General features: G+C 62.4%; 12 protein-coding genes. 7 read left to right on the forward strand and 5 right to left on the reverse strand.

All coding sequences use genetic code 11. From position 1 onward, the window contains the following. Positions 1–24: 24 nt before the first annotated feature. A complete protein-coding gene (locus A0U94_RS01270; RefSeq protein ID WP_077802201.1) occupies positions 25–1,359 on the reverse strand; it encodes a cytochrome c in 1,335 nt (444 codons plus the stop codon). Between the two features lie 431 nt (positions 1,360–1,790). Here A0U94_RS01270 and A0U94_RS01275 point away from each other — a divergent pair, with 431 nt between their 5' ends. The 5 genes from A0U94_RS01275 to A0U94_RS01295 all read left to right on the forward strand — a co-directional run bounded on the left by A0U94_RS01275 (position 1,791) and on the right by A0U94_RS01295 (position 7,553). Beyond that, positions 1,791–2,849 (forward strand): FecCD family ABC transporter permease, encoded by a 1,059-nt coding sequence (locus tag A0U94_RS01275; RefSeq protein WP_077802202.1) that lies wholly within the window; start codon positions 1,791–1,793, stop codon positions 2,847–2,849. Next, positions 2,846–3,628, forward strand: coding sequence for an ABC transporter ATP-binding protein (locus A0U94_RS01280; protein WP_077802203.1), 783 nt, complete (start codon positions 2,846–2,848; stop codon positions 3,626–3,628). The genes A0U94_RS01275 and A0U94_RS01280 overlap by 4 nt, the downstream gene beginning before the upstream one ends. After that, positions 3,625–4,635, forward strand: coding sequence for an ABC transporter substrate-binding protein (locus A0U94_RS01285; protein ID WP_077802204.1), 1,011 nt, complete (start codon positions 3,625–3,627; stop codon positions 4,633–4,635). The genes A0U94_RS01280 and A0U94_RS01285 overlap by 4 nt, the downstream gene beginning before the upstream one ends. A 25-nt stretch (positions 4,636–4,660) precedes the next feature. Then, positions 4,661–6,826 (forward strand): family 20 glycosylhydrolase, encoded by a 2,166-nt coding sequence (locus A0U94_RS01290; protein WP_077803774.1) that lies wholly within the window; start codon positions 4,661–4,663, stop codon positions 6,824–6,826. 61 nt (positions 6,827–6,887) lie between these two features. After that, on the forward strand, positions 6,888–7,553 hold the full coding sequence (locus A0U94_RS01295; RefSeq protein ID WP_077803775.1) for an HAD family hydrolase: 666 nt from the start codon (positions 6,888–6,890) through the stop codon (positions 7,551–7,553). Between the two features lie 9 nt (positions 7,554–7,562). Here A0U94_RS01295 and A0U94_RS01300 read toward each other — a convergent pair whose 3' ends face one another. The 4 genes from A0U94_RS01300 to A0U94_RS01315 all read right to left on the reverse strand — a co-directional run bounded on the left by A0U94_RS01300 (position 7,563) and on the right by A0U94_RS01315 (position 10,252). Next, entirely contained in the window at positions 7,563–8,636 is a 1,074-nt protein-coding gene (locus A0U94_RS01300; RefSeq protein ID WP_077802205.1) for a LacI family DNA-binding transcriptional regulator, read from the reverse strand. A gap of 202 nt (positions 8,637–8,838) precedes the next feature. Next, a complete protein-coding gene (locus tag A0U94_RS01305; RefSeq protein ID WP_077802206.1) occupies positions 8,839–9,096 on the reverse strand; it encodes a hypothetical protein in 258 nt (85 codons plus the stop codon). A gap of 128 nt (positions 9,097–9,224) precedes the next feature. After that, positions 9,225–9,608 carry an ArsR/SmtB family transcription factor gene (locus tag A0U94_RS01310; RefSeq protein ID WP_077802207.1) on the reverse strand — a complete coding sequence of 128 codons (384 nt, stop codon included), beginning with the start codon at positions 9,606–9,608 and terminating at the stop codon, positions 9,225–9,227. Continuing rightward, positions 9,605–10,252, reverse strand: a complete 648-nt coding sequence (locus A0U94_RS01315; protein WP_062031743.1) for a peroxiredoxin — start codon at positions 10,250–10,252, stop codon at positions 9,605–9,607. The genes A0U94_RS01310 and A0U94_RS01315 overlap by 4 nt, the downstream gene beginning before the upstream one ends. A gap of 108 nt (positions 10,253–10,360) precedes the next feature. Between A0U94_RS01315 and A0U94_RS01320 the strand changes: the two genes are divergently transcribed. Together A0U94_RS01320 and A0U94_RS01325 are read left to right on the forward strand one after the other, a co-directional pair. Continuing rightward, positions 10,361–11,287 (forward strand): MBL fold metallo-hydrolase, encoded by a 927-nt coding sequence (locus A0U94_RS01320; RefSeq protein ID WP_077802208.1) that lies wholly within the window; start codon positions 10,361–10,363, stop codon positions 11,285–11,287. Between the two features lie 51 nt (positions 11,288–11,338). Continuing rightward, positions 11,339–13,027, forward strand: coding sequence for a bifunctional protein tyrosine phosphatase family protein/NAD(P)/FAD-dependent oxidoreductase (locus tag A0U94_RS01325; RefSeq protein ID WP_077802209.1), 1,689 nt, complete (start codon positions 11,339–11,341; stop codon positions 13,025–13,027). Positions 13,028–13,034: the final 7 nt, after the last annotated feature.

Consider the following 13,034-nt stretch of genomic DNA (forward strand, 5'->3'; position numbering starts at 1 on the left):
CCTGTATTCCCAGTCCTGCCCGGATCAGTGCGAAGCGGTGATGGGCGGAGCTTCGAGCGTGGCGCGCGCGCTTGCGGCCTTCTTTTCCAGATCCGTCCAGGGGGGAAGCGTGGTGCGTGTGCGACGCAGATACGCGGCGATGCGGGCCATGTCATGGTCGGACAGGCCGGAATAGAAGCTCGGCATCGAGATGTGATCCTGACCTTCCTCTGCGGTAATGCCATGCAGCATGACCTGATAGAGGTTGTTCGGCTCATCCAGCCACAGCGCGTTGTTCAGGGCGAGTTCCGGGCGGCCGAGCACGGGGTTCGGGCCGGAATTGTAATGGCAGGCGCCACAGGCGGCCTGATACAGGCGGGCATCGGCGTCCTGCGTCTGCGGGCCGGTCAGGTTGAGACCGGACATGTGCATGGCACGGGCAATCGCGGCCTGATCGCCGCTGCTGCGCTGCGCCGCCTTGTCTATATCCGCATAATAATGAGCGATGGCGCGCACGTCTTCCTCGGGGATTTTCGACAGGAAGCGATGCGGCACGGGGGACATCGGGCCTGCGGCCGAACCGTGCAGCGGAGCCACGCCAAAGCGCAGATACTGGAACAGCTCGTCTTCGGTCCAGACGACCGGCGTCGGGTTGTGGTCGTTCAGCGGCGGAGCGATCCAGCCGTCGATGACCGCACCGTCATAGACCTTGCTCATCTTTTCGGCGCCGAGCAGATTCCGCGGTGTATGGCAGGCGCCGCAGTGTTCGTTGCCTTCGGCGAGGTAGGCGCCGCGGTTCCACTGTGCGTCATGCTTGGGGTCGTTCTGATAGCGGCCCGGCGTGAAGAACAGCAGTTTCCAGAAGCCCTGTCCGATCAGGCGGATGTTGATCGGGAAGGGAACGGTGTTGTCGCGCGGCTTGAGATGAATGGCCGGACGCGTCATCAGATAGGCGTAGAGGTCCGAGACGTCCTGATCGTTGACCTTGGTGAAGTGGTCGAACGGGAAAGCCGGATAGAGCTGCGAGCCATCGCGGGCGATGCCCTTGTTCATCGCGCGTTTGAAGGCGGCCAGAGACCAGTTGCCGATTCCCCATTGCTCGTCAGGAGTGATGTTGGACGAGAAGATATCGCCGAACGGCGTGGCCATCTTGAAGTCGCCAGCCAGTTCGGGGCCGGGGGTGCCATCCACGCGGGTATGACATTCCGCACAGTAGCCGCCATTCGCGACGATGGCGCCACGGCTGATGGCGTCAGCGGAGAACGACGATGCGGCTGGCTTGGGGATCGGGGCGATGGCGGGGTACCAGGCATAGGCAAGAAAGCCGATGCCTCCCACGGCACCAAGGCCAATGACAGCGGCAGCTATCCGTTTGAGCATGGTTGGACTGTCCCGGAAGGATTGAAATCATTTGCCACAAAAGGCGGCTGTTGCGTGCAACCTAAGGCACCGGACCACGAAAGGAAAGATTGCGCTATCTCAAAACCGTGCGTTTCCTAAAATAAATGCAATCAGAGTCATGAAAATAACACAGATTTCCGGATGTTTCAGCGTAAATCCGGGACTGTTTCAGTCCTGATTGCAGTATTCCCGGTTAAGGATCCTGCAGACGCAGAGGGGCGATACTGAGGGATTTGTTTAAAATCCTGTTACATGGCCTTTGAGCGCAAGTATGTTTTGTAGTAAGTATTGTGGCACCCGGTGCCAAAAATACTGATGCTTTTGATCCATTCTAGTCGCGCCTTACAGTCTCGGATCATGCCCTGACTTTGCCGTGCAACCGGTTCTGGTGGCGCGGAGAGGCTTGGCTTATGATTTTCCTGCGGCGGGTTTCGTCTGTCGTTCTGCCGAGAGGACCTGCCATTTCCGTTCGTCCTGCCCTGATCCGTTCCCTGGCCCTGACCGGTGTTGTTCTGAGTGTGGTGTGCGCGCTCTGTCTGGGGCGCTATCCGCTGTCACCGCTGCGGGTGTTTGGAGTGTTCGGGCATTTGCTGCATCTGTCCGCCGGAGTTGATCCTCTTGCGCAGGCCGTGGTGATGCAGGCCCGCTTGCCGCGTATTCTGGCGGCGCTGCTGGTGGGAAGTGCGTTGTCCTGCGGCGGCGCAACCTATCAGGCGGTGTTTCGTAACCCACTGGTTTCGCCGGATCTTCTGGGCGTTCTGAGTGGCGCGGCGTTCGGGGCAGCGCTTGCGATCGTCAGCGGCGGATCAGCGTTCGTGGTGCAGATGGGCGCCTTCGGGGGAGGGCTGCTGGCGGTTGGCTGTGGGCTCCTGATCAGCAGGACCCTGCCGGGGGGCGGCATTCTGGCCCTGCTTCTGGGTGGCTTGATCGGGAATGCGATCTTCACGGCCTTGCTGTCTCTGGTGAAATATCTGGCCGATCCGATGGATCAGCTTCCGGCTATCGTAAACTGGTTGCTGGGCAGTCTGGCGCCGAGCGGATGGCGGGAACTGGCGTGGATATCTGGTCCGCTTATTGTTCTGACCGTGTCGCTTGTGTTGTGCGCCCCCGTTCTGGACGTGCTGTCGCTGGGAGATGACGAAGCCCGCAGTCTCGGAATTTCCGTTCGGGTCATGCGACCGGCACTCATTGTTCTGGCAACGCTGGTCTGTGCGATGACGATTTCAATGGCGGGCATTATCGGCTGGATCGGACTTCTGGTGCCCCATGTGGCACGCCTGCTCGTCGGGGCGGAGCACCGGAACATGATGCCGGTGACGGCGCTGCTGGGGGCCGGGGGGCTGGTGCTGGCCGATACCTGCGCGCGCAGTCTGACGACGGGCGAGGTTCCGCTCGGGATCGTCACGCAACTGTTCGGCGCTCTGGCTTTCGTGCTGGTGCTGCGGCGCCTGCGGGGCGGAATGGCATGACGCTGCTGTCGTGCCGGAACCTTGGTTTTCGCCAGCCGCGGCAGCCCGGATCTGTGCTGGAGGGGATCGACCTTTCGCTACGGGAAGGCGAACTGGTTGGGCTTCTGGGCCTGAACGGTGCAGGAAAAAGTACGCTGCTGCGGCTTCTGATGGGTTTTCTCGCGCCTTCGACGGGAGAGGTTTTTCTTGAGGGGCGGCCTCTGCGGGCGTGGCCTGCCTCTGCCATCGCTCGGCATCTGGCTTACGTGCCGCAAAGCCATACGGCGACCTTTCCTTATACGGTGCGGCGAATGGTGGAGCTTGGACGGGTGCCGCATTCCGGCCTGACGGGGCGTTTGTCCACGCAGGACCGCCGCGCCGTGTCGGCGGCGCTGGAGCGGATGGGGCTGGAGCGCTTTGCCGATCGTGCCGTCACGGAGCTGTCCGGCGGCGAGCGTCAGCGGGTCGTGCTGGCGCGGGCCATTGCGCAGGATGCGCGGGGGCTGCTGCTGGACGAACCGATGACGGGGCTGGATTACGGGTATCAGATGCGTCTGATGGCGCTGGTGGCGGAGCTTGCGCGTGAGGGGCGGCTTGTTATGCTCACCTCCCACCGGCCGGAAGAACTCTATGCGCATGCCAGCCGGGTTCTGGTTCTGGATCATGGCCGGATCGAAGCGGACGGGCCGCCGCAGGATGTCGTGACGGCACAACGGATGTCGGCGCTTTACGGGGTGCCTCTGATGCAGATGGATCATGCCGGAAACCGCTTTTTCCATCAGGAAAGGAACGAGAAATGACACTGGGACTGACGTTGTCACGGACCCTGAAGCGGTTTTCGGCCCTGACATTTCTGGGGGCGACGTTGCTTGGTGCGGTTTCGCTGTCGGGGACGGTCGCATACGCGGCACCTCCCACCCGGATCGTGGAGGGTTGGTACGCCCATAATGCGATGCTCGTCATGCTGGGGGCGCAGGACAGGATCGTGGGGACTGTGGCCCGTCCGGCGATGCTGCCCTGGATGTTCAGGCTGGTGCCGTCGCTGTCCAGGACCGAGATGCTGGACCCCGGCAATCTGAATGCGGAAGAGCTTCTGGCGTTGCATCCCGATCTGGTGTTCGTGACGGCTTCGGGCCATTCCGCCGATGCCCTGACACGCGCCGGGCTCAATGTCGTGCCTGAAGGGTTCGACCGGTTTGATTCGATGCTCGACTGCGTGGACGGAACGGCGACCCTGCTTCAGACACCATTGGCGGCAAAGCGGGCGCAGGCCTATCGCCTGGCGTTTCTTCAGGCCGTCTCGCAGGCTCCGACCAATCCGCAGGGGCCGCGCGTGCTGCATGTGGAGTCCCTCAGGCCGCTCAGGGTGGATGGCGATGCCAGTATCATCGACCAGTGGATCCGCAGTGCGGGGGGGCAGAATGCGGCACAGGGCATTCATGGCAACAAGCAGCCCGTTTCGATCGAACAGATCCTGTCGTGGAATCCGGATATCGTCATTATTGGCGCCAATGCGGGCGATCCGGCGACACTGACGCAGGACCCGGTCTGGTCGAAAGTCAAAGCCGTGCAGTCCGGGCGTGTCTATCGCAATCCGACCGGGCTGTTTCCGTGGGACCGTTATGGGCCGGAGCTTCTGCTTCAGGTTCTGTGGTCGCGGCAGATCGTTCAGACCGGACAGGTGGACCGGCCTGCGATGATCCGGTCTATCCGTTCTTTCTATCATGAGTTCTATGGTATTGCGCTGTCTGCCGGAGATGCGGAGCTTATGCTCGATGCGCGCCCTCCCGCGCCCGATACGCACTGAAATTCACACTCAGGGACAGCTTCAGATGACGCAGACAGCTTCACAACGCGGCCGGATCATTCACCGCAGGGTTCGTGGCGCGGTGGGGCTGCTCCTTGCGGGAAGCGTTCTGGCCGGAATTTCTGTTGGTAAAGCGCGAGCGGAAGAGAGTCTGCTGCCCGTTCCGCAGAGCGTTTCGGTGCCCAATGGTGTGGCGCCAATTGGTGGCGGGGTGCAGATCGTGTGGGACACACGCCCCTCACCCCTGCTGCAACGGGCCGCAGCGCGGTTCGCGACACGCCTTGCCGCCATCGCCGGGCCTGCGGGACAGGGCGCACCGTATGTGCTGCACGTGTCTGCCGGGCAGGACCGGGCCTATCTGAGTGTGGATGAAAAGGAGCATTACGCGCTCACGACTGCGGCCAAAGGTGCGCGGCTGGAGGCGGATGGTCCGGCAGGTGTGATCCATGGGCTGGCTACGCTGCTCCAGCTTGTCCGCGCCACGCCGGAAGGTGCCGTCGTCGAGCGTATCCATATCGAAGATGCGCCCCGGTTTGCGTGGCGCGGTCTGCTTCTGGACGTGTCGCGGCATTTCGATACGGTCGCGACCGTAGAGCGTCAGCTCGATGCGATGGAAATGGTCAAGCTCAACGTGCTGCACTGGCATCTGAGTGACGGAACGGCCTTCCGGGTCGAGAGCCGGGCATATCCGCAGCTTCAGGCCATGACCGCTCCGGATCAGTATTATACGCAGGCCCAGATCCGCGATGTCGTATCCTATGCGGCCGACCGTGGTATTCGTGTGGTGCCGGAATTCGACGTTCCGGGTCATGCACTGGCAATCGTCCGCGCCTATCCGGAACTGGCAGCGCAGCCTTTGCCGGACATGAGCACCAAGGGGCTGAACCTCAACAATGCTGCCCTCGACCCGACCAATCCGCAGACGTTGCGCTTCGTACGGGTTCTTTATGGCGAGATGGGCCGCCTTTTCCCGGACCGCTATATTCATGCGGGCGGCGATGAAGTCGTGTCGTCCCAGTGGACGAAAAATCCGGCGATTGCGGCTTATATGAAGGCGCATGGCTACGAAACGGCCGAAGCGCTTCAGGCTGCGTTTACGGGGCAGGTCGCGGCCATCATCGCGGCGCAGGGGCATGTAATGATGGGATGGGACGAGGTCAGCGAGGCCCCGATCCCGAAAAACGTGGTCGTCGAGCCCTGGCGCGCGTCGAAATGGACGGGATCGGCCACACGCGCCGGACATCCGGTGGTGGTGTCCGCGGGATATTATCTCGATCTGCTGCGGCCATCCGCCACACATTATGCGGTCGATCCGTTCGATACGAGGGCGGACGGCATTACGCCGGATCAGTTGGCGAAGTTCCCGCCCAAGCATCCCGAGTTCTCCGTGCCTTTTGAGATGGATGTAAATGCCCTGCCTCTGGATGACGCACAGAAAAAGCTGGTGTTGGGAGCGGAAGGGACGCTCTGGGCGGAAATGGTGCCCGAACCGATGCTGGATTCACGGCTCTGGCCTCGGATGGCGGCGCTGGCCGAGCGGTTCTGGTCCGCGCAGGATGTGCGGGATGTTCCTGATCTGGAGCGGCGTCTTCCCGCTGTGATGGCGGAGCTTGAGGCAACCGGGTTGCAGGCGACACAGCATCGCAATGCTCTGCGCGAAGCCATGGCGCCGGGGCATTCAGAGCCTCTGGACGTGCTGACGGATGTAACGGTGCCGGTCCGCAATTACGCGCTCAACCATCTCGACACCACCAGTGGTGGCACCATGCTTTCGGGTCCGGTGGCTGTGGCGGAGCCGGATTCATTCGTGGCGATACAGTTCAACGCGATGGCGGAGCGTTACACGCAAGGCGAGACGGGACTGGCCGCGCCGTTGGGCCAGATGCTCCAGCGCTGGGCGGATAATGACGCGGCCTTTGTCGCCGTTGCAAAAAATATCCCCGCGCTTGAGACCGTGGTCCCCGTATCCCATGCCGTGGGGCAGTTGTCCCGGGCCGGGCTGGGTGTTCTGAACGGGCGAGGCGGCTCGACATGGCGGATGGATGCGACCCGCCTGCTTCAGGATCAGGAAGCGGCTTTTGAAAATTCGGCCAGCATGCTGGCCTCCGCCCGCGCTCCGCAGCCGCCGGGAGGATTGCTGATTGCGATTTTGCCGGGGATCAGGGCGCTTCTTGCAGCAGGCGGTCGATAAGCGTTGCGGATATGCGCCGCAGGGGATGGATTTCCGTCGCATGGCGGGGGAAAAGGAAAGCATGACAGGTTTTCCGATCCTCCTCCTCGACTATGACGGCACGCTGGCGGAAACGCAGCCGGCCATTCTTCGCAGCCTCAGAGAAGCATTCAACGCCGTGGGCGTCCCCGCTCCCGCACCGGCTGCGCTCAGGCAGGAACTGACGCGGGGCGGAACGCTCCAGACGCTGTTTCAGGCGATCGTCCCCGAAAGTGACGCACAGGACGCTGCAGCGTTCGTGCGCCATTACCGGGCGTTCTACCCTGCTGCGGACGAAGAGGAGACGGTCCTGTTCGACGGGGTGGTGGATACGCTCGCCGCGCTGAAAGAACAGGGGACCATCCTTACCATTCTCAGCAACAAACATGCCCCGACCGTCTGTGCGAGCATCGCGCGCTTTGGCCTGACGCCGTTCTTCTCAGGCGTCGTGGCCTCCGAACCGCATTTTCCGCACAAGCCTGATCCGCGCGTGATGGACGAGCGGATTGTGCCGCTGTTCCCGACACAGCCGCGCTCGGCTTTCCTGATGGTGGGCGATACCGTGGCCGATCTCCAGTTCGCCCGCAATGCGGGGATTGCGTCATGCTGGGCCAGTTACGGCCATGGATCCGCAGCCCAGTGCGCGGCGCTGGACCCGCATCTGCGGATCGGTTCTTTCAGCGAGCTTCCTGCGGCGCTGCGGAGCTGAAAGCCGCCGTCAGGTTGCGGCGGGGCCGATGCTGCCGCGCAGGACCAGTTCGGTATCGAGGATGACATTCTCGCTGCCGCTGGCCGCACCCAGCAGGCGCACGGCTTCCGTCCCCTTGCGTTCGTGAGGCTGGCGGATCGTGCTCAGATCGGCACCTTCGGCGGCGGGGATGTCGTCGAACCCGAAGATCGAGACGTCCTGCGGGATGTTCAGGCTCAGGGCGCGGATGGTCTGCATGGCGCCGATGGCGACGCGGTCGCTCATGGCGAGAATGGCGGTCGGGCGCTGGGCGCGGTTCAGCAGGTGGCGAACGCCTTCCGCTCCCATGTCTTCGGAATTAATCGGGATTTCCCAGGCGGGGACGTCTTCGGGGGCGATTTTGGCTTCCCGCAGGGCCAGAAGATAGCCTTCGAGGCGCATGGCGATGGTGCTGTGGGCAATATTGGCGCGTCGTTTGGCGGTCAGGGGGCCGAAATAGCCGTCATGGGCCGTTTTGAGCGACAGGATGCCGAAATGCCGGTGCCCCAGATCAAGAAGGGTTTTGGCTGCGCGATAGGCTGAGCCACGATCGTCGATCCCGACATACGGCACGCCATCGAGGCGGGGCTGGTCCACCACGACGAGCGGGACATTGCGCTGCTGGGCCATGAGGACGCAGCGGCTGTCGGGAGCAACGGAATAGAGGATGTAGCCGTCCACGGCCGCGTTGCCGAGCGACACGGGCGCGGCGCGGTTGCGCAGATTGCTGCCCGCGGAAATCAGGGCCAGATCGGTTTCCAGATCGTCGCAGGAACGGGCGACGCCGTTGAGGACGCTCAGGATCGCGGGGTCGGTGAAGGCGTAGGGCAGGTCTTCGCTGAACAGGAACCCCAGAGCCCCGGCGCGACCGGTTGCAAGCTGTTTGGCCGCCGGATCGGGGCCGGTATATCCGAGCTCCTGCGCGGCGGCGAGGATCTTCTCGCGCAGGGCGGCCGAGAGCTGGCCAGGGCGGATATAGGCATTGGAAACCGTTGTGTGGGAGACCCCGACCTGTGCTGCCACGTCCTTGAGGGTTACTTTGCGGCGGTCGTACTGTCGGGTCATTGTTCCGGTCTGTCCAGCAAAACACACCAGACCTGTCGGGGCCGATCCTGACGGTTGCGGTGTGATGTCAGTATTCTGTTGAAAATCACTGGAGGTACCATATCCAGTCTGTCAGGCAGAAACCAGTCACGGACGCGGGAGTGATTGCGAAAATGACCGATTTCGCAATCACGGATCCGTTAAACTGTTTTTCAGGGCTGCTTCAGCCCTGTTTCGGCTTGGGTGCGGAAGCTTTTTTGGTCTGAGGGAGAGGTGCGAACATTGCGCGGCATTTCGGGGACAGTTTGTCGATCTTCTTCTGCATGCAGGCGGTGATCTTGGCTTCGTTGGGAATGGCCAGCGCGCACAGGCGCAGCGCATCGCCCTTGCAGGCCTTCGTCTGTTCTTCGCGGGTGGCTGCGGAGGCACCCTGTGTCAGTGCAAATGCCAGTCCGGCCAGAGCGATACAATAACGGATCATGCGTTTTCTCCTTACCTTCAGGTAAGCGTATAGGGCTTTTTACAGTTTCAGCCTGAAGAAACTTTATCGCAACTCCGCATGGTGCAATATTCTTCAATAAAGACTTACCAGATCCTGATTCCAGACTGTCAGGAGTGAAGAATACGGGCAAACCGCGCTGACGCAGCCGGGCCGGGTGCGGTTTCGGCGGCCGGGACGGGGAGTTCGGGCGGCAGGGCTCCGGGTTGCAGACTCATCAGGAGTGCCCGGGCGCGTCGGGCGTCCGGGGTGTCGGCCCAGCAGTAATGGATGGCGCGGGATTCGCGCTGGGATTCGATCAGACCTGCGCGTCTGAGTGCGCCCAGATGCTGGCTCAGTGTCGGCTGTCCGATGCCGGTCATGGTCTCGATTTCGCTGACGGCATGGGTGCTGTCGAGCAGGGCCGAGAGGATCATGAGGCGTTGGGGCTGGGCAAGGATGCGCAGCCATTCCGCCAGTTCCCGGCTTTTCTCCAGGGGGAGCAGAACGGTCATGAGCGTTCCCGTGCCATGGGTTGGAAGAACCATTTGGCCCCGGCTTTTTCCACGGCGGCCTGCGTCTGGAGCGGGGGCGCGATGGTACGCTGTCCGGGCTGCCAGCTTTCGGGTGTGAGAGCGCCCGCGCGGTCGACTTCCTGTAGTGCGCAGAGCAAACGCAGGAGTTCGGGAACGGAGCGTCCGACCGTGGCAGGGTAGTTGAGGATCGCCCGGACGATGCCCGCGGGATCAATCATGAAGACGGAGCGGACCGTTGCGCTGTCCTGAGCCGTGCTGTCGAGCATGCCGTAGGCCTTGGCGACGGCAAGGGACGGGTCTTCGATGATGGGGAAAGGGACATGGACGTCGAACTGGGTCCGGATCGCGTTCACCCAGGCCAGATGGGCCGGAAGACTGTCCGCCGAGATGCCGAGGAGCGCGCAGTCCCGCTGCTGGAACTCTTCCGCACTGCGGGCCAGTGCGATGAATTCGCTGGTGCAGACAGGTGTGAAATCGGCCGGATGGGCAAAGAGCAGAACCCAGTGCCCGCGCAGAGCGCTCATGATGAACTCGCCATGCGTGGTCCGGGCGCTGAAATCCGGAGCGCGGTCGCCGATGCGAAGGGACGGAAAAGACGATTCAGCGGGAGGGGATACGATCATGGTCCGGTTCCAAAAGCATCAGGGCGCTTGACATGCAACACTTACAATATTAACTTAACAGTTAATGAAAGTGTCGTAAAGACATTCCGCAGCCAGAAGGTGGACGCCATGCACGATGCAGCAATTCAGGCCGCGACCGACCAGATCCGGCGGACCGAGCAAGGCGCGACGCTCGTTCCCGTCGTCTGTACGTTTTTCGATGAAGCTACGAACACCGCGACGCATGTGGTCCATTGCCCCGTCACGAAGCACGCCGCCGTCATTGACAGCGTGCTTGATTATGACGCCGCGGCCGGACGCACATCGCATGGCTCGGCTCAGGCAATCGTCGATTATGTCGGGCGCGAAGGCCTGACTGTGGACTGGCAGCTTGAGACGCACGCTCATGCGGACCACCTTTCCGCCGCTCCGTGGCTGCAGGAAAAAATCGGCGGAAAGCTGGGGATCGGGGCGGATATCACGCTGGTCCAGGCTGTGTTTGGCAAGATCTTCAATGCGGGAACGCGGTTTGCGCGGGACGGGTCGCAGTTTGACCGTCTGTTCCGCGATGGCGAGACCTTCCGGATCGGGGAGCTTCCCGTAACAGTACTGCATGTTCCGGGTCACACGCCGGCGGATATGGCGTTCGTGATCGGTGATGCGGCCTTTGTGGGCGATACGATCTTCATGCCGGATTTCGGTACGGCGCGGGCGGATTTCCCGGGCGGTGATCCGCGCCAGCTGTTCCGCTCCATCCGCCGTCTGCTGTCACTTCCGGTCGAGACGCGGCTGTTCCTGTGCCATGACTACAAGGCGCCGGGACGGGACGACTATGTCTGGCTGACGACGGTCGGGCACGAGCGTGGTTACAACATTCATGTTCATGACGGGGTGAGCGAAGAAGAGTTCGTGCAGATGCGCACGGCGCGCGACGCGACGCTTGCGATGCCGCGCCTCCTGATGCCGTCCGTGCAGGTCAACATGCGTGGCGGACACCTTCCCGAACCTGAAGCCGACGGCGTGAGCTACATCAAGATCCCCGTCAATCGCGTCTGAAATCCGTCTGTCCGGCACGGCCGTGCCCTGTTTTTCGTTTCTGGAGTTCCCATGCCAACCCGTCATCTGACCGACAGCTATGCCATTTCCCCCCAGATTGCCGTGCAGGATATTGCCGATCTGAAGGCTGAGGGGTTTCATACGATCCTGTGTTTCCGTCCCGATGGAGAGGCCCCGGATCAGCCGGATATGGCCGTGATCGAAGCCGCTGCAAAGGAAGCGGGGCTGGCGTTCGCAGCAATTCCCGTAAAATCCGGTACGGTGCCGAGCGATGCCCAGATTGCCGAAACGCGCCAGATTCTGGCCACGCTGCCTGCGCCGGTCGTAGGCTATTGCCGCTCCGGGACGCGGGCGGGGCAGATCTGGGCTCTGGCCGAGGCTGGCAAGCGCCCTGCCGCTGAAATTTTCGCGGCAACGGAGCGGGCCGGGGTGGATATCAGCCGTCTGCGGACGCGGATCGAGAAGGTTGCCGCTCCCGCAGCCGCCCCGCGCAGGGATGCAGCCCATTTTCAGGTGCTGATTATCGGCGGTGGTGCGGGTGGCCTGTCCACTGCGGGAAGCCTGCTCAAGCGGAACCGGAACCTGTCCATCGGTGTGGTGGAGCCGTCCAATGAGCATTTCTACCAGCCGGGCTGGACGCTTGTGGGCGGCGGCGTGTTTCAGGCCGCCCAGACGCGCCGCAAGGAAGCAGACGTCATGCCCAAGGACGTTGTCTGGGTGAAGCAGGCGGCAAAGCTGTTCCGGCCGGATGTGCGCGAGGTGGTGCTGACGGATGGCACGGTCGTGTCCTATGACGCGCTGGTCGTGGCGACGGGGATTACGCTGAACTGGGACGCCATTCCGGGTCTGGTGGAGACGCTGGGCAGGAATGGTGTGACATCGAATTACCGTTTCGATCTGGCGCCCTACACCTGGCAGCTTGTGCAGCAGCTCAAGGGGGGCACTGCGATTTTCACGCAGCCGCCGATGCCGATCAAATGCGCCGGTGCGCCGCAGAAAGCTGTGTATCTGTCCTGCGATGCCTGGAAGCGCCGGGGCGTTCTGGACAGCATTTCGGTCGAGTTCGACACCGCAACGCCGGGGCTGTTTGGCGTCAAGGAATTCGTCCCGCCGCTGATGGAGTACATCAGGCGCTATCACGTCGGTCTGCAGACCGGATCGAAGCTGGTGGAAGTGGACGGACCGAACCACAAGGCCGTTTTCGAGCGCAAGGTCGGGGATGGTGTGGAGCGGGTTGAACGGACGTTCGACATGCTGCATGTCGTGCCACCGCAGAGCGCGCCGCAGGTGATCCGCGAGAGCGCCCTGGCGGGATCGGACGGGTTTGTTGAGGTCAACCCGGCGACGTTGCAGCATGTGCGTTTCCCGGACGTGTTTGCCATCGGAGACGTGATCGGCACGTCCTGCGCCAAGACGGCGGCTGCCGTCCGCGTACAGGCGCCCGTGGTGGCGACCAATGTGCTGGCATTTCTGAAGCATCAGGGGCCCGTTTCGGAATATGAGGGCTATGGCGCCTGCCCGCTGACAGTGGAAAACGGACGGATCGTGCTGGCGGAGTTCAGCTATGGGGGCAAACTTGCACCCACGATGCCGAAATGGCTGCTCAATGGCCAAAAGCCGACGCGTCTGGCCTGGTGGCTCAAGAAATACGTCATGCCGCTGATGTACTGGGACGGGATGCTCAAGGGGCGTGAACTGATGGTCGCGCCCAAGCCCCTGACTGCGAAAAAAGGCGGCTGAGCGGATC

It is taken from the genome of Gluconobacter albidus, assembly GCF_002005485.1.
Lineage (GTDB): Bacteria > Pseudomonadota > Alphaproteobacteria > Acetobacterales > Acetobacteraceae > Gluconobacter > Gluconobacter albidus.

Coding starts and splice junctions, on each gene's coding strand:
- A0U94_RS01270 (WP_077802201.1), bottom strand. CDS start 1,359: ATGCTCAAACGGATAGCTGCCGCTGTCATTGGCCTTGGTGCCGTGGGA.
- A0U94_RS01275 (WP_077802202.1), top strand. CDS start 1,791: ATGATTTTCCTGCGGCGGGTTTCGTCTGTCGTTCTGCCGAGAGGACCT.
- A0U94_RS01280 (WP_077802203.1), top strand. CDS start 2,846: ATGACGCTGCTGTCGTGCCGGAACCTTGGTTTTCGCCAGCCGCGGCAG.
- A0U94_RS01285 (WP_077802204.1), top strand. CDS start 3,625: ATGACACTGGGACTGACGTTGTCACGGACCCTGAAGCGGTTTTCGGCC.
- A0U94_RS01290 (WP_077803774.1), top strand. CDS start 4,661: ATGACGCAGACAGCTTCACAACGCGGCCGGATCATTCACCGCAGGGTT.
- A0U94_RS01295 (WP_077803775.1), top strand. CDS start 6,888: ATGACAGGTTTTCCGATCCTCCTCCTCGACTATGACGGCACGCTGGCG.
- A0U94_RS01300 (WP_077802205.1), bottom strand. CDS start 8,636: ATGACCCGACAGTACGACCGCCGCAAAGTAACCCTCAAGGACGTGGCA.
- A0U94_RS01305 (WP_077802206.1), bottom strand. CDS start 9,096: ATGATCCGTTATTGTATCGCTCTGGCCGGACTGGCATTTGCACTGACA.
- A0U94_RS01310 (WP_077802207.1), bottom strand. CDS start 9,608: ATGACCGTTCTGCTCCCCCTGGAGAAAAGCCGGGAACTGGCGGAATGG.
- A0U94_RS01315 (WP_062031743.1), bottom strand. CDS start 10,252: ATGATCGTATCCCCTCCCGCTGAATCGTCTTTTCCGTCCCTTCGCATC.
- A0U94_RS01320 (WP_077802208.1), top strand. CDS start 10,361: ATGCACGATGCAGCAATTCAGGCCGCGACCGACCAGATCCGGCGGACC.
- A0U94_RS01325 (WP_077802209.1), top strand. CDS start 11,339: ATGCCAACCCGTCATCTGACCGACAGCTATGCCATTTCCCCCCAGATT.